Raw genomic sequence first — 24,978 nt, forward strand, 5'->3', positions numbered from 1 at the left:
ACTCTTCCTTGTTTCTCGCTTGGTTTAGCCTAAAAATCCCCCTAATCTGTATAAATTCCACTCTAACATCTTCGGGTTATCAAACCCATACTTATTATAAGTTCATCACAATATAATAAAAATTATCAAAGTCGACCTATACTCAAGATATTTGTGTACAGTCATTTTAAGATGCCAATGGAGTGTGCAATGAAACAAGTTAGATTAGGGAATCAAGGACTTGTTGTTTCTCGTTTAGGTTTGGGCTGTATGGGAATGTCAGAGTTTTATAAAGGAGGTAGTGAAAAAGAATCCATGGCAACCATCCAACTTGCGATTGAAAATGGTTTAAATTTTCTTGACACAGCCGATATATATGGGCCTTTCGCTAATGAACAATTAATCGGAAAAGCGATTAAAGATTATCGTGACAAATTAATAATCGCTACAAAATTTGGCAATGAGCGTGCCGTTGATGGCCAATTTGTTGGAATCAATGGCCGCCCAGAATATGTATACCAATCTTGTAATGCCTCATTAGAACGTTTAGGAGTTACAGAAATTGATTTGTATTATCAACAGCGCGTCGACCCCAATGTTCCTATTGAAGAAACCATAGGCGCAATGGCTGAACTCGTCACAATGGGGAAGGTTCGTTATCTAGGAATCTGCGAAGCGAAACCAGAAACAATTCGTCGCGCCCATAAAATTCACCCCATGAGCGCTCTGCAAACAGAATACTCACTCTGGAGTCGAGATCCGGAAGACAAGATTTTAGAAACAGTCAAGGAGTTGAATATCGGCTTTGTCGCTTATAGCCCTCTTGGTCGAGGGTTTCTAACGGGGCGATTCAAGCAACCTGAGGATTTTGCCGAGGATGATTATCGACTCTATTTGCCGCGTTTCCAAAATGCAAATTTCTATAAAAATCTGGCAATTGTCGATGAGCTTGAACGTTTAGCGCTAAAAAAAGGCATTACACCCGCTCAACTTGCTTTAGCATGGCTGCTCGCACAAGGAGAAAATATTGTACCTATTCCGGGAACAAAATTACGCCGACGCCTTAAAGAAAATATAGCGGCAACTGAAATTAACCTGTCGCCCGAAGAACTTCAAACAATCAATAACTTAGCGCCCAAAGGATTTGCATCAGGCGCACGTTATCGGGATATGAGTTCGATTAACCACTAGACACGGAAAAACCCGTGAGGGATCACGGGTTCTTTAGTTAAATAGCTCGAAATCCAGAGGTTAGGGATTTGTTACTATTGCCTCTCTATGTTTTTGCTCATCGTCAGTATCCTCTTCGTCAGTATCCTCTTCCTCTTCTGACGATTGACCATTACCGCTAATAAATTCGACAAAGTTAAACCATGCGCTTGGCTTTTTCTTTGTGAGTTTGGAGCTCCTTTCCTTATCCAACTCTTCATCGGAACTATCACTCTTAGAACTATCTGCTGGAAAAAATGCATCCCTTAGTTTTGCATGTTTTGGTTGCTTTGATTGTAACTCCTCTCCACAAAGTATTGAGGCGACGTTTTTAGCATCTGCAGCATTTTCAAAGAGTAACTCTAAGTTACTCTGCGTAAGTTTGTCCTTACTAGCTAATATGCTACTTGCTTCAGCAAGATCTTTGCAGTGTTCGGCGTTCTCACATAAAAGATCAAAATTCGACTGATTAAATAACTTAGCCTCTAATAAAGTGGTTTGCAGCCCAGAAAATCGACGTCCGATTAACTTATTCTCATATAACCGTTTTAAATTTCCATAGCTTTCAGAATACTCTTTATTAAAGAGATTGTTCTCGCTCATCCGTTGTAAGATTAAGGCAGCAACTGATGCCTCTGAACTCCGAGAAAGTACTAATCCTCTACTTTCAGAGGTATTGAGTTGGGTTAAATCCAATAATTTATAAACAGAGGCTAGGCCTAAAGCAAAAGCCGGAGCTTGAGAAATGAAATTTCTAGTCTCGGTATTATAATTGGATGATTTTCTGGCTAGGACTATTCCTTCAGCCAGCGCCTCCGCATGCTCTGGCACTTCAAGCACCGCACGCAAATCTTTTTCATCAAAATGAGATGAGCTGATCAATATATAAACACCCTCAGCAATATTTACACCATAGTGAGGAACCGCAAATAAACAATCTAATACGAGCCTCTCCTGAAAGGAGTCAAGGGTTAATTGACATAGTTTACTGGCCGCCAATTCCACATTGAAAATGTCCCCGGTTTTTAAAAGGTCATTCCAACAATGCTCAAGCTCCCAATCAGCTTGCCGGAAATGAGCTATCACGCGGCTAATTTCTTTACTTCTTCGTATTGACTCAGGATGTGCGAAAAGCTCTGTCACAAACGAGGATTTTAAGTGCTCGGCTGAATGCAATCCTTCAACAATTCCTAGCAGATCAGACCAAAGCTCATCATTTTTGAAAAGAGCTGTTAGATTTGTCTGCATCATGAGTAAAGGAATAGGACCAAAAAATGCTAAAATTTTCCTTAGTAAAACCAGCTTTTTTACTTCTGGTGGACTTACAACAGCAGCATCTTGGTTATCTAGACTCTCCAATTTTTCCAAGTTAATTTCTTTACATAAGCCATGGTTACTTAGCAAGATTAAAAGATCGGTGATTAGCTGTGCATTGTTGCTTTTAAGAACTAACAAATAAGCTGATTTATCGAAAACTTTGGCATCAACTAATTTACTGATAAACTGTAGTTTATTATCCAGTACCTCTTTATTGGCTTGAGCGCATATTTCAGCTAAAAAAGCTTGGGGCTCATCTGAAGGAACAATGGGGGTCAAGGCATCTAGGAGTTGAGCTAACAGATAACCATGTTCCTCATCTTTACCTGTCAACAATGATTCCTTTTCTTCTGGCTCTTCCTTTTTTTCTTCAACAGTGTATTCCTCCAAAAGCCTTAAATAAATTGCACTTAGCTTTTCTGATTTAAAATGGTTTACTGCTTTTTTACCACCTAATTTATTAGCGAGTGCCCCTAAAGTGATACTACTTGGATGTTCGGTCCAAGAATTTTTGCCACGTATAATGATAGCTAATTCTATGTATTCTTCATCTGTTAACTCTCTATCCTCAACAACTTCTTCAACATTCCCATTGATTTTATTATAAAAAATTTCTAACACTTTAATGTGACTTTCTTTCCACTTGGAACGAAGATAACTGACATTAGCTACATATTGATTAAGCGCAGTTTTAACATCTGAAATTTTCATCGATCTATCCTATCCCTGTTTATTGAATACTGAGGTTAGTTGCCCTAACCTCGCCCTTTAAAACACAATTCAGCAAAAATATCTGTTATCTTTTGGAAATAACTCGTATCTAAACCATCTTCTATACTCCAGCACCAAGCCAGAACTGCATGTACAAAACACCATTGGCGAATTCGCTTTGGATCTAATTTAAGACAAGAGGCAAAACGGGTAATTCGGTCGTCTATAATACGCCATACTGTTTCCGATTCAAGCAAATCAGGAATGGGATTTCGAATAAAAGCAGCCACCTCATAGCAGAGCTCTCCCAGGACACCCTTGGGGTCTATCACTAGCCAATTTTTGCCATTTTTCAGTATGTTATCATGATGCAGATCGGCATGAAGTAAGCGCAGTTCGCTACTCGTTTTAAGCAGATAATCTCTAAATTCTTTGCTCTTTTGAAGATAAGACTCGGGAATATCCCACTCTTTATCTAAGATTGAAAGCCACTGACTAATCGAAGGAAATGTTTTCTTTTCAGGTAAAGGCGCTTGAGCTAATTGACTTATTAGTTTGCAAGTAATCTCAACGGCTTCTTTCTCTTGATTCGGCCAATAACTTTTTAAAGAATATCCGGGTACCGCTCGTTGCAGAAGTAATGCACCTGTCTTTTCTGCTAAAACATCGACCACAAACGGTGAGTTAAACGCTCTTAATGTTTTCGCTTCATTGCTTAACACTACTGTGTCTAAACTCAATTTTAAAATAATAGGTCTATCTTTTTGAAATCCCTCAAGTACATAATTATAAGAAAGATTAGCCACGGGCTTAAGCTCGCTTAATTGCCACAAGTCAGCTAGCTCTTGTCTAATACTAGGAAGCTCTGCTAACCATTTTTTTCCTTGTTCACCATAGATACTTAGGATATTCCGCTCAAACATTATGATCCCTAAATTAGCAGAAGCCAGCAGAAATTATCATGATATTTTAAAAAAAAACAATAAAAATGAATAATATCAACATTGAGAATCGTAGTATTTTAACGTTATCATCGCAGACCTCTTAATCATAGAAAGACAAAAGATGACGAATAAAGCTATTTTCCCTGAAAATATCGTTGCAGATGGTGCTGACTACACCATAATCAATAACACCTCCGTAAGAAAAGGAACCGTGGCCGCTTTTATTGCTAATATAGATATTTTACAAAATCCTACTTCTTCAGCAGAAGGAAAGGATAATGCGCTCGCAGCTATGAAAAAATTAGCACCAAACCTAGTTGCAATTGGCTTGCATCATCATGTTCAGTTTAAAAATATCCAAGCGGAAGAAATCATTCAGCAAGCTATTAAAGAGGCTTAAGGACTCTTTTTTAGCCTAGCGCGCCATTGCATTTGTGATAAACGATATAAGACATGTTTTGATAAAGGGTGATCCAAAGCTAATTTGGGGTTATCAAAATCGTCTTTTTCCTGACGGATTAATCCTATCTTTTCCATAACTCGTCGGGAGCGATAATTAATTGTCGCAGTAAATGAGACAATTTCATCCAAATTGATTTGCGTAAAACCATAATCCAATACCGCCTTAGCTCCTTCTGTGGCGAGGCCTTTTCCCCAATATTGCCGTGCTAATCGCCAACCTATTTCAACACAAGGTGTAAAATGAGTAGAAAAAGAAGGAATGCTTAAACCAATAAAGCCTATAAATTCTTTTGTTTCTTTAAGTTCTGCCGCCCAAAGTCCAAATTGATGACAGCGGATATGCTCATTAATCCGCAATATCAATGCTTCAGTTTCATTTTCAGTCAAAATGCCTGGAAAATGCTCCATCACCTGCGGGTCGGCATTCATCTGAGCGAAAGGTATTTGATCGGAAGATTGCCAAGTTCTTAAGCGAACTCGATCAGTGCTAATTATTTCCATAAGCAATTAATTTTGGTCAATTAAAAAATAAATTGTAACAAAAATTAAAAATTTATACTTAATAGTTAACCGATTTTTCAAGCATGATGATCATCAAGCAGGCGTTTCTCCTAGTAAATCGAAACTAAATAGAATATCTCTTAAAATAAATCTTGCCTTCTACCCTTTTTTCTTATAAAAATCTCTTTTTTATTGCCCTATTCCATAAAAAAATATGGACAAAATACAAAATTATTGTACAATTTCGTGGGCCGATTTTTGTTTTATTTTTGGGGGATTAAACAGTTAGTGATTAATCAGCAAAAAAAGAGTAATGCGCCAATCAACGACGGTGGCTTCAGACGCGGTTTAAAAGATCGTCATGTGCAGTTGATTGCATTAGGTGGAATTATTGGCTCAGGCTATTTTCTAGGAACTGGGGCGGTTGTGAATGACGTCGGCCCTTCCGTTTTTATTGCCTATATGCTTGGCGGTTTAATTATTTATTTGACCATGCTATGCATGGGCGAATTAGCCGTAGCAATTCCTATTTCAGGCTCTTTTATAACTTATACTGCTGATTTTATTTCTCCAGTTGTCGCTTGCGGAGTGGGCTGGTCTTATTGGATAAGCTGGGTCGCCTATATTCCTGCCGAATGTATAGCAGGCGGTATCATTATGCAGCATTTTACAGGCGTTAACGGCTATGTTTGGGCCGTGTGCTTTGGGTTGCTCATTACTTACATCAATATTGCCAAAGTAGGTACCTTTGGTGAGATTGAATTCTGGTTAGCCATTATAAAAATAGTCGCTTTAATGGGATTTGTTGTACTCTCATTACTTATATTTTTTGGCTTTATTCATGGCGCTCAACCCGCTGGTATTGTTGGTGGACGCTTCATCTTTGATCAAGGTGGATTATTCCCTAATGGCGGTATGGCCTTACTTACAGCCATGGTTCTTCTGCTTGTTAATTATCAAGGTTCAGAAATTATTGGTCTTGCTGCAGGAGAATCAATCAACCCCGGGCGAATGATTCCTCGAGCAATCCGCACCGTAACCTTTAGAATTCTGTTTATCTATATTATTCCTGTTTTTTGTTTGGTATTAATTTTCCCGTGGCAAAAAGCGGGTCTTGCTAATTCAGTTTTTTCAGACGCACTTAATTTTTATGGGCTACACTGGGCAGGGGTAGCAACAAGTTTTGTCACATTGACTGCTACACTATCCTGCTCAAATTCTGGCGTTTATGGTATTGTCAGATCGTTAAATGCCCTCGCTCGCAATGGTATGGCTCCGCATAAATTAGGCAAGCTTAATCGTAATGCCGTTCCACAAAATGCAGGAATCGTGACACTCATCTCAATTTGGATATTACTCGCTGCCGGCTATTTCTTTGGGCAATCCATGCTCTATATTGCTTTACTTCTTGTTTCTGGTTTTACTGGCGCAATTGCTTGGATTTCTCTTTGCTGGGCACAAATTAATTTCCGCAAACGCTTATATCAAGCTGGTTATACAACAGATGATCTAAGTTATAAAACTCCAGGCTCCCCTTATACTGGAATTGCTGCGATTATTCTGATGTCTTTGTGCTTAATATTTTTATTATTAAATAAAGATCCGACTTATAAAATAGCTTTCGTGATGGGGTTCATCAGCTTCACTGTCCCTATTTTAATCTATAAGTTCGGTGGATTTTCTAAACGTCGAAATGTGGCGATGGAAATTAATAAGCAACTTCGATTTAAAGATATATTTCCTGATCGTAATACACCACAAGGGTAATACGGAGGCTTGTTGCCTGATTATCGATGTGAGAGAGTTTCTCCCTCTAATTTTTTTCGGACCTCCGTTCTATTCCCTCTTCCTGTTCAAATTTTGTAGGGATCGCTTAGGGGTTGGGAGAGGAAAAAATTGAAACTCTCAGAGTCCAAACGGTTAATTGTTAGCTACCAGATTGAATTATTAGCTAATTAAGGCTTAGCCTGACGACTATGAGGCCAAGACCTGAGGTATCGTCACTTTTTTTTGAACAAAAATAGGTGTTGCTCCAATCAGTAGCTCTATCCGTTTGGGATGAGTTTCGGCCTCAGGACAGGCCTTCGAGACGTCGCTGGCGCTCCTCCTCAGGCTGAACGGTAAAACACTGGATTTGGCTCGAATATTATCAAAAAAAAGTGTCGATACCTCAGGGCCAAGCCCCAACCTACATCTTAGATACCACGACTTGTCCCTGAGAGCCGGTTTTATAAAACCCGATAAACCATTCCTGTCTGTAATCCCTCAACACTTTTACTATAAGCAAGAGCTACTCGTTCTGCATCAACAGAAACAAAACCACGAAAATAATCACCATAATTATCCATCGCTTCCGTGACTACTGTAGGGCAAATGCAATTAATACGTTGTTTCTTTGGCATTTCAATAGCTGCAGCAACAACGAAAGAATTTAAAGCCCCATTAACCATAGAGGCCGAACTACCATAACGAATGGGATCATCACACAAAATGCCACTTGTTAAAGTGAAAGAACCTCCTTCATTGAGATAATTCCTACCAATTAACACGGTATTAACTTGCCCCATGAGTTTATCCTGCAAGCCAATGACATATTCTTGATCATGCATCTGCATAAAATCACCGAAATGCACTTTTCCTGTTGTTAGTATGACAGCATCAACCCGCTCAACCTTTTTAAACATCTCCTCTATCGAATTTTTATCTCTAATATCAACATTCACATCGCCAGAGCTAAAACCAGCGTTTATAACCTCATGACGTGTTTGTAATTCTTTAACAACTGCCCGTCCTATTGTTCCAGAAGCACCAATAACAATGATTTTCATTTGAAATTCCTTAAGGTGAATACTGATAGATTAGAAAAATTGAGAAGCTAATGTAACTTTTGGCCATTCGGTACTTTAAACTCCGTGCCAATTAGGCAAATTGCTCCCGTTGCATCAGAAAAACCGACCAAAAGAAATTGTGATTTGAATCCGGCAATATTTTTTTCCCCTAAATTGACACAACCGACCACGGTACGACCTAACAAAGATTCTTGCGTATAATGGGCGGTAACTTGGGCAGAAGTCTGCAAGATACCAATTTCAGGCCCAAAATCAACCCAGACTTTATAAGCTGGCTTTTTGGCCTTTGGAAAAGGTTCAACCTTAACAACAGTACCTGAACGTAAATCAACTTGTGCAAAATCATCGTAACTAATCGTCATAGATCTTCCTTTTTTAGATCGTCTATCGGTTTATTTTTATTCATTCTTTTCTCTCTTGCTGTTTCAATCATCACATAAAATACGGGAACCAAAAATAAACTCAGAAAGGTAGCAACCATCATTCCGCCCATTACCGTTGTTCCAATCGAATGCCGACTGGCGGCTCCAGCACCGGTAGCTATAGCTAAGGGAAGTACTCCCAAAATAAAAGCAAATGCAGTCATAAGAATAGGTCGCAATCGAAGACAAGCGGCTTCCAGAGCGGCATCTATAATAGGAACTCCCATTTCTCTCCTATCTTTAGCAAATTCAACAATGAGAATGGCGTTTTTTGCTGCCAGGCCAATCAACAACACTAAACCAATTTGAGCGTAAATATCTAAGGACAAAGAACGCAAAGTCAAGGCTAATCCAGCCCCGAGTAAAGCCAAAGGTACCGCAAGTAAAATCATAAAAGGCATCGACCAGCTTTCATAAAGTGCAGCCAAAAAGAGAAATACAAACACTAGGCAGAGCACAAAAATCACCGAAGCAAGATTACCCGCCAATAATTGTTGATAAGTAATTCCTGTCCACTCATAGCTGATTCCTTTGGGCAACGTTCTTTTTGCAATTTTTTCGATAGCAGCCAATGCTTGCCCTGAACTATATCCTGGCGCTGGCGCACCGGTAATATTCGCTGCTGTATACAGATTATATCTCGGAATATTATAAGGACCCATAATGGATTCAATCTTTACCAAAGCACCAAGAGGCACCATCTGGCCTGTATTGCTTTTAACATAGAGTTTATTAATATCATCCAGTTGATAACGATTAGCTCCCTCGGCTTGAATCATAACTCGGTAGGTTTGGCCATATTTGGTAAAGTTATTGACATATAATGAGCCTAAATAAGTTTGTAGTGTTGTTAAAACATTGCCAATCGAGACATTGAGCGCCTTTGCTTTGGTTCTATCGATATCCAAATAAAACTGAGGTACCTCAATGCTTAGATCGGAAAATACACCATGGAGCTCCGGTGCTTTATTAGCCTCGGCCACAAATTTATTTGTTGCATCGGCTAAAGTATCCATGCCCAGGTTAGCAATATCTTCTATCTCCAATTGGAAACCACTGACAGTACCTAAGCCTTGAATAGCCGGGGCATTTAGAGCACCGATAATTGCCTCATCTATTTGGGAAAACTGTTTTTGGACAGTTTTCATAATACCCTGGACATTCAGTTCAGGCGTATTCCTCTCATCCCAGGGCTTTAACACCACAAACAAAACACCCGTGTCGGGTTGATTTATCGCGTCGATAATATTGTAGCCATCAATACTAATAACATCAGCTACCCCTGCGGTATTTTTTAAAATTTGGAGTACTTTTCTCACTGTCTGTTGAGTACGATAGAGCGATGAAGCGTTGGGTTCTTTGACTACCACAATGAAATAACCTTGATCCTCTTCTGGTAAAAAACCAGTGGGTAAATAGTAGAACACGTAAACTGTTGCCGCGGCTAAAAGGAGAAAAATGACCATGACAAGCTTGTGAAAACGCAGACAATAGATCACCCCCACTTTATAGCCGCCTAATAATTTTTCATACCCCTTTTCAAACCAACGAAATAATATAAATTTACTTTCTTTTTTAGGCTTTAATAAGATACCGCAAAGTGCGGGACTTAAGGTTAGTGAGTTGATGCCAGAAAGAGCTACTGAGAAGGCAATGGCTAAGGCAAACTGATTATATAATCTTCCAGTCATACCAGGTATAAAGGCAACGGGAACAAACACGGCCAATAAAATCAAGGTGGTCGCTATAATCGGTCCTTGAACTTCCTTGGTTGCTTCCAAGGTTGCTTCTTTCACATCGGTAATATTGTGTTCAAGTTTTTTCTCAACGTTTTCCACCACAACAATGGCATCGTCGACCACTAGACCAATCGCCAAAACCAAACCCAGCAAGCTTAGGGTATTAATTGAAAAACCAAAAACACTGAATAAAGCAAAAGTACCTATCAATGAGACAGGAATAGCAATACAGGGAATTAAGGTGGTTCGCCAATTCTGTAAAAAAACAAAAACGACAATAAAAACTAAAGCGATCGCTTCAAAAAGGGTTACAACAACATCTTCTAGTGAAGCTCTTACGAAATTGGTTGTATCATAGGCGATGGTATAACTCATACCATCCGGGAAATTCTCCTTCATTTTTTCCATTGTTTGACGGACACTCTTAGCCAATTGCATAGCATTAGCCCCAGGTAACTGATAAACCCCTAAGCTCGCTGTTGGTCCCCCATTAAACTCTGAAGTAGTCGAATAGGTTTGCGCACCCATCTCCACTCGACCTAAATCACGAATCCGAACAATCTGTCCATTTTCCTGTGTTTTGACAATAATATCTGCGAATTGCTCAGCCTCAGTTAGCTGCCCCAAGGTATTAAGTTGATATTGAAAGGTAGTCGATTCAGGGACGGGGGGCTGGCCTATCACTCCCACCGCAGCCTGTTGATTTTGCTCTTTGACTGCAGTGACCACTTCTTGTGGCGATACACTCACAGAGGCCATTTTATTCGGATCTAGCCAGATGCGAATAGAGTATTGTAATAAACCAAAATTATTCACGTTACCAACACCTGGAATACGGCTAAGTGCGGGCGAGATATTAATATCGGCATAATTGCTCAAGAACGCTTCATCATGGTTTGGATTTGACGAGAGCAAATTTACCACTAACACCATCGCAGTCGATACTTTTTGGATATTGATACCTGCTTGGATCACATCGGGTGGAAGCAGCGGGTTTGCTAAATTGGTCCGGGTTAAAACATCCACAGCGCCAATATCGACATCGTAACCAACATTAAATGTAATTGTAATAATGGAATTACCGGCGTTAGTACTTGCTGAAGACATGTAAATCATGCCCTCTACTCCATTGATATTTCGCTCAAGAGGGGTTGTAACTGTTTTAGCTACTATATCCGAACTAGCGCCGATGTATTGTGAACTTACTTGCACTTGTGGAGGTACGATTGAAGGAAATTGACCGACCGGTAAAATGAGCAAACCAATTCCGCCCACGAATACCATAATAATCGCTATGACCATGGCAAAAATGGGACGATGGATAAAAAATTTGAGCATATAACGCCCCTAGTTAGCTGATTTAGCTATTTTTACTTCTTGGCCTGGTTTTATTTTTTGCATCCCACGGGTAATAACGAGATCGCCCGCTTGTAAACCTGATTTAACGATATATTGGTTTCCATATTGCCCTGAGATGCTAATCGCTTTATTCACTACCTTGTTTTCCTTATTGACGGTGTAAACTGAGCGCTTCCCTTGCGTTTCAAGAATAGCTTCCCCTGGCAACAGAACGGCTTCCCCATTCTTAGTCAGAATAACTTTGACATTCATGTAAATGCCAGGTCGAATTAACTTTTCCGGATTAGCTAAAGTAGCTCGCATTAATATTGTGGATGTGGGAGTATCGGCAGCGTTATTCACAAAATCCACGAGGCCTTTCAACATTACACTCTTGCCATGGGGTAATGTCGCTTCAGCATGAAATGGCATGTGCACGCGATATTTTATTATTTCATCAAAATCACTGATACTCGGGCTGAATTCAATATAAATGGGGTCTAATTTAACCACGTTAGCCAATAGCGTTTGCTCTGCACCACCCACGAGATTACCCACATCGACATACCTGTGGCTGATAATGCCGTCATCCGGTGAATACATATAGCAATAACCTAAATTGATTTTAGCTGTCTCAAGTTGAGCTTTATTTACATCAACCTGCGCCATTGCTTCATGATAACGTGCTATGACCTCATCGTATTGCGATTTAGACACGTTTCCTTGTGCGACCAACTGTTTCAAGCGCAAGTACTGTACTTGCTGATACTCTTGTGAAGCAATACTTCTTGCAAGCTCACCTCTTGCCGAATCGAGTTTTGCTTGAAAAGGGGCAGGATCAATGACATAGATTAACTGGTTTTTTTTAACGAACTTACCCTCAGTAAAATTTTTTTTAACGAGGAAGCCTTCTACACGCGCTCTAATATCCACACTAGAAATGGATTGAGTGATACCAATATATTGCTTAGTAATAGGTATTGTTGATGTCTTTACTTCAATGACTGGGACTGTAAGTATTGGAAGCGAGGCAGCGGGTTTGTGCTCTTCACAACTCACAAGTAAACTGTAAATTACACAACAGAGAGCAAGCTTTGTACTTTTAACTCCCTTTAATATCCTTATTGTCATTCATTCAGTCCCTTATTGGGTTTCGACTTTCTTATGAGTAGGTCGGACCTTGGCCCGACAAGTTCGAGCATGAACAAATAAATCCACTTTTTATGCTTGTATCTATAGTCGCGGCAAAGCCCGACTTACGTTAAACCATTTCCGCTGGCTGCGTGCTAAACTCTGGCACCAAATTTTTGAGTAACACATAAAGCTGCTCTTTATCATGATGCAAACTGCATGCGACATTTAGCAAGCGCATCGCTTGAATTAATTCATTCCACTCAATTTGACGAAACTTTGCTTTAAACAATTTTTCATGTTCGGTCGGCGCTAACTCTTCAGAAATATGAAAAAGTTCCTCGTATAATTTTTCCCCAGGCCTTAATCCAATATATTCTATTGCAATATCCCTACCAGGTTCTTTGCCAGCTAATCGTATCATTTGTTCAGCGAGATACCTGATTTTAATAGGCTCTCCCATATCCAAGACAAAGATTTCTCCGCCTTGCCCATTAACCATTGCCTGTAAAATTAACTGGCATGCTTCCGGTATGGTCATGAAATAACGTTGCATATCCGGATGAGTGACTGTAAGCGGCCCACCAGACTGTAATTGTTTTTTGAATAAGGGGACGACTGAGCCTGCTGAGCCAAGTACATTTCCAAAACGCACAGTAATGAACTGTGTTTCAGTAAGGCTATTGAGATTTTGACAATAAATTTCTGCGACGCGCTTGGTCGTTCCCATAACATTAGTAGGATTAACTGCTTTGTCCGACGAAATTAAAATAAATTTTTCGACCCCTTCAGCCACACTCGCCTCTGCAATGATTTGAGTACCTAACACATTATTCTGTACAGCCACTCGCACTTGCTCTTCAAGCATAGGTACATGCTTATACGCTGCCGCATGGAATACAATTTGGGGCTTAAATTGATGGAAAAGAAAATCGACAGCAACTTTATCGGTGACCGAAATCAATCCCAACTCTAGAGGTATCTGAGAAAATTTTTGCCGTAATTCCGCTTCGATTTTATACAAATTAAATTCGGAGTTTTCAATAATTAGCAGCTTACTGGGTCGCAAGGACATAATTTGACGACAAAGCTCCGAACCTATGGAGCCGCCACCCCCAGTAACCAACACGCGCTTGTCTTTAATAGTTGCAGCAATCTTATCCCATTGTAATTGGACTTGGTCGCGTCCAAGTAAGTCTTCGATATTCACGTCGCGTAACGCATTGACTTCAACTCGGCCTGCAGCTAGGGCAGTGAGGCTTGGAAGTGTCCGAAAAGGAACATTCGAGGTTTCGCAATGATCAACAATACGCCGCATAAGCGCCGAACGCGCGGAAGGAATAGCGATGAAAATTAAATCAATACGGTATTGGATGACCAGTTCTGTCAAATCCCTTATTTGGCCTAAAACTCTTATACCATGTACTTCTAAGCCTCGCTTATTTAAATTATCATCCACTAAGCCCACAGGTAGGTAAGATTGAGTTCGTTTAAGATCTCGCACCAAACTCTCACCTGCTCGGCCTGCGCCAATAATTAAAACTCTCTTCACCACACTCGCGTCATCTTTTTTGTCACTGTATTCCCAAAGAGAGCGGCGCATTAATCGGGCACTACAGAGTAAAACAATTAAAATCATCGCATACAAAGGAGGAACTGAACGAGGAATATGTTGCAATAGTGTTGTCAAATACAGAGCAGGGATAGTCAGTACGGTGGCACAAATTGTCGCTTTAATGATACGGGCAACATCATTTAAAGACGAGTAACGCCAAAGCCCACGATAAACTTTAAAATAGCAATAACAAAATATTTGCACCAGCGCTAAGATTCCAAAGACTAATAAGGAATAAATGGTTGTGAGGCCAGTTGGTAAAGTTTGCATGTTAAAACGTAACCAATAAGCACAATACCATGCAATAGGAATCGCTAGCATATCAAAAGCTATAACTGCTATCTTTTTGTTGAACTTAAGAAAATTAATATTCCGCATAATGGTAATTGAACCTATATACCAGCCATTAGGGTCTGTCCAAAGGTATATACTACTACAGCTTTAATTTAATAGGGTATAAATTTCATAACGATAAAGATGAAGTTTCGTATCAAGCTCAAAAGCTGTGCGAAATTGGTAGCTTTTGTCATGCTTTAATTGACGATGCAAACACAAATCAGTAGGCGTATAAATGACTTCCCCGTCTTTGCCTATATAGGAAGTTAGGATAAGCACTTTTGGTTTTGTCATCAAAATCTCATTGCACAAACGCTCATACATATCCTTGAGCGGAAGCCTTGTCATTGTTTTATTATTCAAACAATAGGAATCAATAAAAGCTAAAGAGCTTGAGTAAGGAATCAAACCACTATCTGCTAAGACCACTTGGCTATGCGGTGGGATATTCTCATTTAACCACTCAACCACTTGCTGTCGCAGTCGAATTCCCGCCTGCGGATTTATTGTAAATGATCGATAATTCGCTAGGTTGTAGGTGGGAATAAAGAAAAAAGCGATCAAAACCACGCTTATCAAAAGACTTATTTCATAAACACTATCTTTTTGGGGGAAAATATAAGTCCAGATCTGACTTAGACCTAAAAAAGCAAGCGGTAAAAGCAAGATAAACACCGGGAGAAATAAGCGGTTCTCAAAGGCAGAAACAGGATCAGCATCGATTAATAATATAAGGTAAAGTAGGTTAGGCAACCAAAAAAAATAATGACGCCTATCTTTTGCCTTAACAATTGCCACCAAAGCCAAAAGGATAAAAGGTAGCGCTAAACGTAAATAGTGTTTATCCATTACAGCAAAAAAACTCATGAATCCTTTGCAGTAAACTGGATTTGGAAATAATTGTCCATAATAAGTCCAGCGCCAGAGAAAATATGGGACAAAAATAACTAGGCAAACCAAACAACCAAGGACTAAATCCTTATAATACGCTTTCTTCCCAACTCGCGGGCTATCAATAAACGCTAAGCCAGCAAAAAGAAGCATCAAAGCAGGTGCTTCGGGTCTGGTTAAGCCAGCGAGTGCTAGTAAAAAACCAGCGAGCATAAAAAAAAGCAAACTAGGCCGTTTTCTTGTTTGTGCGTAAAAACGATATCCCATCCCTCTTAACAAAAATACTAAAGAAAAACTTACTAAAGCTTGGTAAATAGTGGTCTCTAAACCAGTAACCGACCAAATTATTTCGCCTCTATAAAGCAGTAACCAAAAACAGGGTATAAAGGACAAACAAATCGAAAACCAGAATCGAGTCAGATAATAGACTGCAATTGTGCTTAAAATAAGGCCTAGGGCACCCATTGCTTTAAGCATAATGAGCGGATCAAAGCCCAAATGAATAGCAAGACTAGCTAAAACAACAAAGCTGAAGTTTGAGTAGCCTTCGACTGGCGGTTCACCAATATTCCATACCAATCCATGCCCTACTGTCCAATTTTTGGCATAGCGTAAACTGATGTAGCTATCATCAAGAGTAAAAGGCCAGATTGCAATAAGCTGAAAAACGATTAAATAGATGAAAAACAAAGATACTAATGCGACGATTAACCATTTTTTGTTATTCATTTAAACAAGGCAACACAGGTCAAAATAAAAAAACACAGTAGATTAAAACGAGATAAGTTATCGCTAATAAACAACGATACAGGATCATCATTATCTCCGCCACGAATAGTTAACCAGGCAAATCGCCATAAGCCGATTGCAGCAAAAGGCAATGTTAAGAGGAAATAAAATGATTCTTCGTGGGCATAAATGGCATATAAAAGATAAGTAATAAAACAAGCTAACGCGGTGCTAATGATCATCACATCAAGAGAACGAAAAGAATATTTTTCAAGTACAGCTCTAGTTGAATACTTTAACCCCAGTTGTTTTTCTAAGCGACGCTTACAAAGGGCAATGAATAGACTGACTAAGGTAGCTGATACCGTTAACCACCAAGAAATTGGTAATCCTATACCGATAGTCCCTGCCAAAACACGCAGCATAAAACCGCTGGCAATACAAAGCACATCAATAACCGGCAAATTTTTTAGCAGGTGGTTGTAGGCTAAATTGATAAGCAAATAAAGGCCTAAAAGTGCGGCAAGTTTAGTAGAAATTGACCAGGCTAGTCCTAACCCACCTAGCAATAATATCACCAACATAATCAGAGCAAAATCGAGAGATACTTCTCCTGAAGCAAGAGGTCTTTGGCATTTATGGGGGTGTAGCCTATCCTCTTCTCGGTCTTGTAAATCGTTATAAATATAAACGGCACTGGCGATCAAGCAGAATGATAGAGCAGCGAATAAAGCGTCAGGTAAAAATGCAAGTGAACGAGAATAAAAGACGCCAAGGAGGACAAAAGCAGCTTTAGGCCAATGAGCCAATCTAAGCAATAAGAAAAATTGTTTTATCGAAGCCATACTCTCGTTTAATCCGCCACATCATTAAACCATAACTATATCATCATTTTTCAATAGGTTAATTAACTTATTAGGAATTTCTAACGCTGAGTGAATTAGGAAACAAGATCCATGCACCCCGCAGTCAAAGCCCAGGATTCGCCTTAGTATGCAGAGAATACACCAGCGCATCGAATACGAGCGAAAATTTAATCAATCAATATTGCATTTGATCAATAAACTCGTAATATAAAAAATTAGGACGATATTTTAACACTGGAAGTGAGGACATTATGAAATTCGTACTCTCCGAAGAATTTATTTTTAAACTTCTTAGTTTACGCCGGGACTATGAGGAAAGAGAAAAAATAACCCTGAGTAAAGCTTCGCAGCCTTATGCGATTAGCCGTTTTTTTGGTGCTACAGACGTTGAATTACGTGATCAACAAATTTATCGTATAGAAAAAATGTTGATCGCATTGGCGAAAGATCTTACCCTTTCTAAAAATGGTTTTAATCAACAAAAATATTTAACAGCCCTACAAGTACTCGTTACCTTATGTTTTTATACCAAATCACAAATTCATCGCAACTATACTCTGCCGTACAGCGCTTCCACCTTGAGTCAGTTAATTGATGAAGCAATGCCCCTCACGGCTCTTAATGTTATGGATCCAGAAACTCAGGCTTGTTGTTTATTGACTACCGATAACTTTCTAAAATCAGACCATTGTTTGGAGTCGCTAAACGCTTGTTTGAAAAAACAAATCACGGCTTTAGAATGGCGCGATTTCTCTCATTTCGTTTCTACGGAATGCGGATTATTAGATAAGAAATACGTCGAAAATTACCCCATTACTTCTATTATGATGCCTTTAGTCGCGAAACCCTGTGAGGTTGCTGGCTATACCTTGGGTTGGGTTTTCGGCAACTGGGTTGGAAAATCAGCTTCTCTTCTCTCAACTCATACAGCCGTTGCTATGACACTCGGTAGTGGTTTAGTATTACTATTTGGACCCTCAGCCACACTTGTTGCTATTCTCATAACGCCTACTCTCGCCGGACAACTGATTGAAACTTGTTGCGGTATCTCACTGGGTATTATTATGGGCAAATCCCTGAACTTAATTGGAAATGGTGTGGGCTTTACTGTGGGTATGCCCTTGGATCTCGGTGTGCAATTACTTGGTAAAACTTATTCAGTAATTACTAATCTTTATCAAGGTACGTCAGATTATCCGCAATTAACCGGGATCTCTTTAACTGATGGTGTCTCTATTAGCGATGGCATTCCTATTGAATTTGGACATGTAAATCAACTGACAGAACAAGTACACAGGAACTTGAAATCAGTTCCGATCATTGTTGCTATCGAGGGAAATCAACTTATTGTGAAATATGAAGGTGTCACTAGAAAAGTTGTTATAGCAGCTGAGGCGCAAGAAACAATTGAGGAGTTAAAAAAGCTGGGATTGCAACAGAAAATAGTGGAGATAGAAGAAGAACCAGAAAGTCTGTTGAGTGATAACTGTAGGATATCGTCTACCCCCTAAGCTGTGGTTGCATGATGGCATCGCAGGTTGGGTCCTCAGGCTCGGGGCCTGACCTACACTTCATTTTCAATAGCATAGTTTTTACGATTTTAATGACTATTCATTAATTCACGTACCACACTGGTGGCATAGCTGCCGGAGGTTAATCTGAAACTTAGATGCAATGCCTCTCCTTCCCAATGCCAATTTAAATTTTCAACCTGTAAAATTAAAGAACGATATGCACGTTCTAATCCCTGCTTTTCAAGCGCTTCACACCAAGCCTTATAATCAGCTAAAGCTTCGTCTTGTATGCCGAAAGCCTCTTTACTGGTGCGGTCTTCTCCTCTACCCCATAAAGGAGCTGCGGGAGAGATATCAAATTGACTGACTCTTGCAGGAATTGCATCATCAAGTATTTCGACTGTAAAAATACTATTTGAACCGGCAAGTTGCAGGACATCACCAGATATGGCCTTATTCCAATTTCCAAGGCTAACCCGCTTTGATAAAATTTGATTGAATAAAAAAGCCCTGGCAGCTGAATAATAAATCCCGCGTAAAAAACGATTTTTTGGTTTTAGATTAGCTAAAAGTAGATCCTTGGCTTTAATAAGATTCTGACCTTCATAACCAAAACGCTGTGGGCCAAAATAATTGGGGACACCAAACGATTTAATTTGAGCTAAACGTGCTTCGACTTCAGAGCTTTCGGTTAGATCCCGCAAAACCAAGCTAAAATCATTCGCAGCAAGCGTCCCTGTTTTTAGTTTTTTAAGATGACGTTTACTTTCTAAGACTCGCCATCCCTGACCTTGAAGCAGATTGGATTCAGGTAAATCCTGCCCAGGACAATGGACACAGAGCCATTGTGTAGTGAGCGCTTGCCTATCTTTTAATCCGGCGTAAGAAATAGCTTTTTCCGATTTACCTAAAGTGCGCGCTAAACTCTTGACCAATTCTTCCGTGTTTAAGCCTCTTTTTTCAATGCGGAGAAAAAGATGTTCTCCCTCACCCGTCAACTCAAAACCCAATACCTCATCAACTTTAAAATCCTCGGGTGTAGATTTTAGAGACCCCTTAATTTGAGGTTTACCATAAGCAAAGGGAAGTTCTTTAACATCAACCATAGAAATACTCATTAAACTGGATTAGAACTGTCAATAAAATAATGTTCAAGACTATATTTGTTGGCTAGGTGGTTGCCCAATGCTTGGATACCATAGCGTTCGGTCGCATGATGACCGCAAGCAAAATAATGAATACCCAGTTCTTTTGCTTGGTAATAAGTTCGCTCTGAAATTTCGCCACTGAGATAAGCATCCACTCCAAGCGCGTCAGCTTGCTCAATAAAATCCTGAGCTGCACCACTGCACCATGCCAAGCGATGTATTGGTTTTTCTGTACCAGAAACATGTAGCGGAGATCGCTGCAACTTTTCTTTTATCAGTGTTGCAAAATCTTCCGCAGATATTGGTTTGGCAAAGCTACCAGACCATAGTAAGTTAGCTGTTTTACCCACTTGATGCTGATTAATTGATTCTAAATTAAATAATTTGGCAAGACAGGCGTTATTGCCCAATTCAGTATGACAATCAAGTGGCAGATGATAGGCAAACAAATTCAAATCATGGTTGATTAGTTTGGCAATACGCTCACGTTTTGTACCTTTGATAAGAGGAGTTTCTCCACGCCAAAAATAGCCATGGTGAACTAATAGTGCATCCGCTTGTAAGGAGATTGCTTGATTAATAGCCTCTAATGAAGCTGTAACAGCGGTACAAATTCGTTGAATTTGGCCTGTACCTTCAATTTGCACCCCATTGGGTGCATAATCATCAATCGTTGCACAGGCCAAGAGCTCATGTAAATAAGCTTCTAGTTCTTCACGTAAAATCACCTTGCTGAAGCTCGTTTGATATCCGCACCTAGTATAGAGAATTTTTCTTCGATACGCTCATACCCTCGGTCTACGTGATATACACGCTCAACCACAGTTTCTCCTTCGGCAGCAAGACCGGCCAAAATCAAACTCGCAGAAGCTCGTAAATCCGTAGCCATAACCGGTGCACCAGTTAATTTCTCTACACCAGTAATTATTGCAGTGTTACCGTTTAAGTGAATTTGAGCGCCCATACGTTGTAATTCTTGTACGTGCATAAAACGATTTTCAAAGATATTCTCAATCACAGAGGAAGTTCCTTCTGCAATCGCGTTTAAAGCCATAAATTGCGCTTGCATATCGGTGGGAAATGCAGGATAAGGTGCAGTCGATATATTCACCGCCTGGGGACGCATTCCATGCATATTTAAAGTGACCCAATCTTCACCTATAGCTAACTCCGCACCTGCTTCTTCAAATTTACAAAGCATTGATAATAAATTATCCGGTTTTACACGTCGCACAGTCACCTTACCACGAGTTAATGCACCAGCAGCAAGATAAGTTCCTGCTTCAATGCGATCTGGCATCACTGTATAACTTCCACCACTCAAGGATTCAACGCCGATCACTTCAATAGTTGGTGTGCCTGCGCCAGTAATTTTTGCACCCATTTGAATTAGGAAATTCGCTAAATCGACTACCTCGGGCTCCCGAGCGGCATTTTTGATAATGGTTTTCCCTTCGGCAAGAACTGCCGCCATCAGCACATTTTCAGTTCCTGTTACAGTCACTGTATCGAAAACTAATGGTTTGCCCTGTAAACGACCTTTTTTACAACGTGCTTTGATAAAACCGTTTTTTACAGTGATGTCAGCACCCATCGTTTTTAGGGCTTTAAGATGCAAATCAACCGGGCGCGTACCAATTGCACAGCCCCCTGGTAAAGAAACATCCGCTTGACCGAAGCGAGCAAGTAAAGGACCAAGCACTACAATAGATGCACGCATGGTTTTAACAAGTTCATAGGGAGCGACAAATTCATTAATATGAGAGGCGTCAACCTGCACATTCATTTTTTCATCGACCGTCAATTGCGCACCTAATTGCCCAAGAAGCTCCATCATAGTAGTGACGTCTTTAAGATGCGGGACATTTGCGATAGTCACATTATCGCTAGCAAGAATCGTAGCTGCCATAATGGGCAATGCTGCGTTTTTTGCTCCTGAAATAATGACTTCTCCGTTTAATTGTTTGCCACCGTTGATTATCAACTTATCCATGATTTTTCTCCCACTCTTCTTTCGTCAAAGTTTGCATACTTAAGGCATGGAGACTTCCGCTTGTAATATAATCTTTCAATTTTGCATAAACCCATTGTTGTCTTGCGACTTTTGATTTACCTTGGAAAGCACTCGAAACTACAGTTAATTGATAGTGATAACCATCACCACCTACTTTAACGTAATCGACCTCTCCTGTTTCAACAAGCCGCCGCTCTAATTCTTCGTTACTAATCATAAGTACTGCCTTATCTACACAATCCTAACATCGCATCCACGCCACAAAATTCTGCTAAAGCTTGAATCGCTTTAGGCATTCCATCAATTTCACAAGTTTTATTTTGCTCAGCAGAGAGCCGTTTTGCTTCAATCAATAATGCAAGACCTGCACTATCACAATGAAGTACTTCACTTAAATCAAGATGTAATACTGCTTCTTTATTATTATGAAAAAATTTTAGCATGCGCTGACAGTCCGATTGGACTGTCGCAAAAATCATCTCTGTTGATGGTTTAAAGGATTGCACGTTATGCTGCCTTCTTAGAGTGTTGCTGCATTTGTTTTATCAAATCTTGCATGCTTGAATTTTGCAATGCTTCTGCAAACTGCGAGCGGAAACTTTGTAATAAGCTAACGCCCTCAACACTTAAGTCATAAATTTTCCACTGTCCATTCTTAGAAATCAGGCTATAGCTTAAAGGAATGTTTTTGCCTTTAGAACGAACAATAATGCTATTAATTCGGATAAAACGGCTTTCCAGTGAGCCTCTGATTGGCAGGAACTTGACCGTTTCATCGGTGTATTCAGCCAGGGGAGTCGAATAAGTGCGAATAACTAATTGCGTAAATGCTCTAGAGAATTGTTGCTTCTCAGCTGAAGAGGCTTCACCCCAGGCTTTACGCCCAAGTACCGAGCGCGACATCCCACTCACATCAACATTCGGCAGTAAATACCGCTCAACAGCTTGGTAAATAACCTGAGTATTATTTTTTAAATTTGCTTTATTTTGCTTTAATGTTGTAAGAATTTGATTTGAAGTCATTTCTAGCATAGACATGGGCGATGAAGCTGCCCATACGAATTGAGTTAATGACAATGCCGCGGACAACAAAATTATTTTTATTCCTTTCATAATTCACCTATTTCTTAATATTAAATAAAAGCTGACCAATCAAATTCTCAAGAATAATTGCTTCTTGTGTTTTAGGGATTGCATCGCCTTCACGCAAGTAGGGATGTTCCTTAGTTTCCTCATCATCAAATCCAGGGACGATGCTGATATAGTTAGACCCAATTAAACCCTCAGTTAGAATACGTGCTGAAGAATCTTCGTAGGGAATTGGTTTATCATTTCGTAATAGCATGGTCACTTTAGCATTCAGCTCACCCGATTGTAATTCAATACGAGTCACTTCACCAATTTTTACTCCAGCAACAGTAACCGGTGCTCTTACTCGAAGACCACCAATATCGGTGAATTCTGCAGTGATATGATAGCCTTTGGGAGTAACTAAATTAGAAATCCCACTCACCTTCATAACCATAATAAATAAGGCAAGCAAGCCTAGCAGCATAAATAGACCTACGCTTATATCGATACTTCGTTGCCTATGATTCATCTACCAACCTCCAATCATCACTGCTGTCAAAATAAAATCAAGCCCAAGGACTGCTAGTGAAGAATAAACCACTGTTCGCGTTGTCGCTTGACTGATCCCTTCAGCTGTAGCAATACAATTAAAGCCTTGAAATACTGCTATCCACGCCACTACAAAAGCAAAAACAATACTTTTGGTAATACCGCTCAAAACATCTACTCGAAAATTGACAGCAGCCTGCATGTTTGACCAAAAACTGCCGGCATCAACTCCTAGCCATTGCACACCCACAAAATACCCGCCGTATACAGCAACAGCGGAAAATATTAATGCCAATACCGGCAAAGCAATAAGGCCAGCAAGAAATCGTGGGTAAATCACTCTTCCCAAAGGATCAACTCCCATCATATCCATGCTTGCCAATTGCTCAGTCGCCTTCATTAAACCAATTTCAGCCGTCAAAGCGGAACCAGCACGCCCTGCAAAGAGAAGAGCTGAGATAACCGGTCCTAATTCTCTAGCAATACTTAGCGCTAGAAGTTGTCCTAATTGGCTCGTCGCCCCAAATTTTTGCAAGGTATTATAGCCTTGTAATCCAATAACCATGCCAATAAACATGGCTGACACAACGATAATTAAACAAGACAAAACACCGACAAAATATAACTGCGCACGCAAAGCAGGCCAAAGACGCGGTAAATCAGGATTTCTATAAAATACACCCAGTAAAAAAACACCTGAACTTCCCATGGATTGTAAAGAATGCACACCACGTTGTCCCATACGGGCAAGCATATCAAGCATTTAGCAGCTCCTCTGTATAAGGGCGGGCTGGGTAATGGAAAGGCACAGCTCCATCAGCTTCGCCATGCATAAATTGTTTTACCTCAGGATGTGTCGATTCTTTTAATTCAGCAGGAGTACCCTCGCCAATCAACCGCCCTCCACCGATTAGATAAATGTAATCAGCGATAGAACAAGTTTCTTCAACATCATGTGAAACAATAATGGTGGTTGTTTCTAATAATTGATTTAGGCGCTTAATCAATCGAACAAGAACGCCCATAGAAATCGGATCTTGGCCCGTAAAAGGCTCATCGTACATCATTAATTCTGGATCAAGAGCAATAGTTCTTGCTAAAGCAACGCGTCTTGCCATGCCACCAGATAATTCCTCCGGCATTAATAGAGCAGCTCCTCGTAGACCTACGGCTTCTAATTTCATCAAGACAATATCACGCAGCATCGCTTCGTTTAGCTCAGTATGCTCTCTCAGTGGAAATGCAACATTGTCAAAAACCGATAAATGGGTGAATAAGGCAGAGCTTTGAAACAACAAGCCCATTTTTCGCCGAGCCACATACAGCTCTTTCCGCGATAATTGGTGGATATTAGCTCCATTAACAAAAATTTCACCAACTTCAGGTTCCAATTGGCCGCCAATTAACTTTAGCAGTGTCGTTTTACCACTTCCGCTGGGCCCCATGATCGCTGTAATTTTCCCACGTTTCATGTCCATATTGACACCGTCAAAAATATGACGTCCATTTCTTGAAAATGTAAGGTTGGTGATATGCACCAAATTTTCCTGCATTTATTTTTATTCCGGAGCACTATTTAAATTTTATTATACCTGAATATATGTTTTCGCCTACAAAAAAAAATTGTCCCTATAAAGGAAAAA

23 protein-coding genes are annotated in these 24,978 nt (G+C 40.0%); 4 read left to right on the top strand and 19 right to left on the bottom strand.

Annotated elements, in window-relative coordinates; all coding sequences use genetic code 11:
• Positions 1–189: 189 nt before the first annotated feature.
• Complete coding sequence (locus Ldro_RS09600; protein ID WP_058496206.1) at positions 190–1,170, top strand: aldo/keto reductase; 981 nt, start codon at positions 190–192, stop codon at positions 1,168–1,170.
• 60 nt (positions 1,171–1,230) lie between these two features.
• Here Ldro_RS09600 and Ldro_RS09605 read toward each other — a convergent pair whose 3' ends face one another.
• Both Ldro_RS09605 and Ldro_RS09610 read right to left on the bottom strand, forming a co-directional pair.
• Entirely contained in the window at positions 1,231–3,216 is a 1,986-nt protein-coding gene (locus Ldro_RS09605) for a hypothetical protein (RefSeq protein ID WP_058496207.1), read from the bottom strand.
• 44 nt (positions 3,217–3,260) lie between these two features.
• The gene (locus Ldro_RS09610; protein WP_058496208.1) at positions 3,261–4,139 is read right to left on the bottom strand and encodes an aminoglycoside phosphotransferase family protein; all 879 of its coding nucleotides are present in this window, start codon (positions 4,137–4,139) and stop codon (positions 3,261–3,263) included.
• Positions 4,140–4,281: 142 nt separating this feature from the next.
• On the opposite strand from Ldro_RS09610, the gene Ldro_RS09615 reads away from it, so the two are divergent.
• Positions 4,282–4,560 carry a hypothetical protein gene (locus Ldro_RS09615; protein ID WP_058496209.1) on the top strand — a complete coding sequence of 93 codons (279 nt, stop codon included), beginning with the start codon at positions 4,282–4,284 and terminating at the stop codon, positions 4,558–4,560.
• On the opposite strand, the gene Ldro_RS09620 is transcribed toward Ldro_RS09615, so the two are convergent.
• The gene (locus Ldro_RS09620; protein WP_058496210.1) at positions 4,557–5,123 is read right to left on the bottom strand and encodes a GNAT family N-acetyltransferase; all 567 of its coding nucleotides are present in this window, start codon (positions 5,121–5,123) and stop codon (positions 4,557–4,559) included. The two genes, Ldro_RS09615 and Ldro_RS09620, sit on opposite strands and share 4 nt — an antisense overlap.
• Positions 5,124–5,414: 291 nt before the next feature.
• Here Ldro_RS09620 and Ldro_RS09625 point away from each other — a divergent pair, with 291 nt between their 5' ends.
• Positions 5,415–6,890, top strand: a complete 1,476-nt coding sequence (locus Ldro_RS09625; protein ID WP_193786648.1) for an amino acid permease — start codon at positions 5,415–5,417, stop codon at positions 6,888–6,890.
• Positions 6,891–7,351: 461 nt separating this feature from the next.
• Here the strand turns inward: Ldro_RS09625 and Ldro_RS09630 are convergent, their stop codons facing one another.
• The 7 genes from Ldro_RS09630 to Ldro_RS09660 all read right to left on the bottom strand — a co-directional run bounded on the left by Ldro_RS09630 (position 7,352) and on the right by Ldro_RS09660 (position 17,018).
• Positions 7,352–7,951 carry a short chain dehydrogenase gene (locus Ldro_RS09630; RefSeq protein ID WP_058496211.1) on the bottom strand — a complete coding sequence of 200 codons (600 nt, stop codon included), beginning with the start codon at positions 7,949–7,951 and terminating at the stop codon, positions 7,352–7,354.
• Between the two features lie 47 nt (positions 7,952–7,998).
• A complete protein-coding gene (locus Ldro_RS09635; protein WP_058496212.1) occupies positions 7,999–8,334 on the bottom strand; it encodes a tRNA-binding protein in 336 nt (111 codons plus the stop codon).
• Positions 8,331–11,471 (bottom strand): efflux RND transporter permease subunit, encoded by a 3,141-nt coding sequence (locus tag Ldro_RS09640; protein ID WP_058496213.1) that lies wholly within the window; start codon positions 11,469–11,471, stop codon positions 8,331–8,333. The genes Ldro_RS09635 and Ldro_RS09640 overlap by 4 nt, the downstream gene beginning before the upstream one ends.
• Positions 11,472–11,480: 9 nt before the next feature.
• Entirely contained in the window at positions 11,481–12,602 is a 1,122-nt protein-coding gene (locus Ldro_RS09645; protein WP_058496214.1) for an efflux RND transporter periplasmic adaptor subunit, read from the bottom strand.
• A gap of 130 nt (positions 12,603–12,732) precedes the next feature.
• Positions 12,733–14,595: a polysaccharide biosynthesis protein gene (locus tag Ldro_RS09650; RefSeq protein ID WP_058496215.1), complete on the bottom strand. Its 1,863-nt coding sequence runs from the start codon at positions 14,593–14,595 to the stop codon at positions 12,733–12,735.
• A gap of 63 nt (positions 14,596–14,658) precedes the next feature.
• Entirely contained in the window at positions 14,659–16,173 is a 1,515-nt protein-coding gene (locus Ldro_RS09655) for a hypothetical protein (protein ID WP_058496216.1), read from the bottom strand.
• Positions 16,170–17,018 (bottom strand): decaprenyl-phosphate phosphoribosyltransferase, encoded by an 849-nt coding sequence (locus Ldro_RS09660; protein WP_058496217.1) that lies wholly within the window; start codon positions 17,016–17,018, stop codon positions 16,170–16,172. The genes Ldro_RS09655 and Ldro_RS09660 overlap by 4 nt, the downstream gene beginning before the upstream one ends.
• 272 nt (positions 17,019–17,290) lie before the next feature.
• On the opposite strand from Ldro_RS09660, the gene Ldro_RS09665 reads away from it, so the two are divergent.
• Positions 17,291–18,550: a hypothetical protein gene (locus tag Ldro_RS09665; protein ID WP_058496218.1), complete on the top strand. Its 1,260-nt coding sequence runs from the start codon at positions 17,291–17,293 to the stop codon at positions 18,548–18,550.
• An 89-nt stretch (positions 18,551–18,639) separates the two neighbouring features.
• On the opposite strand, the gene truD is transcribed toward Ldro_RS09665, so the two are convergent.
• Genes truD through Ldro_RS09710 form a run of 9 tightly spaced genes read right to left on the bottom strand, consistent with a single transcriptional unit; the run spans position 18,640 to position 24,888 of the window.
• Positions 18,640–19,659 (bottom strand): tRNA pseudouridine(13) synthase TruD, encoded by a 1,020-nt coding sequence (gene truD / locus Ldro_RS09670; RefSeq protein WP_058496219.1) that lies wholly within the window; start codon positions 19,657–19,659, stop codon positions 18,640–18,642.
• 11 nt (positions 19,660–19,670) lie between these two features.
• Complete coding sequence (locus tag Ldro_RS09675; protein ID WP_058496220.1) at positions 19,671–20,429, bottom strand: Nif3-like dinuclear metal center hexameric protein; 759 nt, start codon at positions 20,427–20,429, stop codon at positions 19,671–19,673.
• The gene (gene murA / locus Ldro_RS09680) at positions 20,426–21,694 is read right to left on the bottom strand and encodes a UDP-N-acetylglucosamine 1-carboxyvinyltransferase (RefSeq protein ID WP_058496221.1); all 1,269 of its coding nucleotides are present in this window, start codon (positions 21,692–21,694) and stop codon (positions 20,426–20,428) included. Before murA ends, Ldro_RS09675 begins: the two co-directional genes overlap by 4 nt.
• Entirely contained in the window at positions 21,687–21,932 is a 246-nt protein-coding gene (locus tag Ldro_RS09685; protein WP_058496222.1) for a BolA family protein, read from the bottom strand. Before Ldro_RS09685 ends, murA begins: the two co-directional genes overlap by 8 nt.
• Before the next feature lie 10 nt (positions 21,933–21,942).
• Entirely contained in the window at positions 21,943–22,221 is a 279-nt protein-coding gene (locus Ldro_RS09690; RefSeq protein WP_238584006.1) for an STAS domain-containing protein, read from the bottom strand.
• Position 22,222: 1 nt separating this feature from the next.
• Positions 22,223–22,828 carry an MlaC/ttg2D family ABC transporter substrate-binding protein gene (locus Ldro_RS09695; protein WP_058496223.1) on the bottom strand — a complete coding sequence of 202 codons (606 nt, stop codon included), beginning with the start codon at positions 22,826–22,828 and terminating at the stop codon, positions 22,223–22,225.
• A 7-nt stretch (positions 22,829–22,835) separates the two neighbouring features.
• Positions 22,836–23,315, bottom strand: coding sequence for an outer membrane lipid asymmetry maintenance protein MlaD (gene mlaD, locus Ldro_RS09700; protein ID WP_058496224.1), 480 nt, complete (start codon positions 23,313–23,315; stop codon positions 22,836–22,838).
• Positions 23,316–24,098 (bottom strand): lipid asymmetry maintenance ABC transporter permease subunit MlaE, encoded by a 783-nt coding sequence (gene mlaE / locus Ldro_RS09705; RefSeq protein ID WP_058496225.1) that lies wholly within the window; start codon positions 24,096–24,098, stop codon positions 23,316–23,318. It abuts the gene before it with no gap.
• Positions 24,091–24,888 carry an ABC transporter ATP-binding protein gene (locus Ldro_RS09710; protein ID WP_058496226.1) on the bottom strand — a complete coding sequence of 266 codons (798 nt, stop codon included), beginning with the start codon at positions 24,886–24,888 and terminating at the stop codon, positions 24,091–24,093. Before Ldro_RS09710 ends, mlaE begins: the two co-directional genes overlap by 8 nt.
• Between the last annotated feature and the right edge of the window lie 90 nt (positions 24,889–24,978).

Origin of the sequence: Legionella drozanskii LLAP-1 (genome assembly GCF_001467585.1) — a bacterium.
Classification (GTDB): domain Bacteria; phylum Pseudomonadota; class Gammaproteobacteria; order Legionellales; family Legionellaceae; genus Tatlockia; species Tatlockia drozanskii.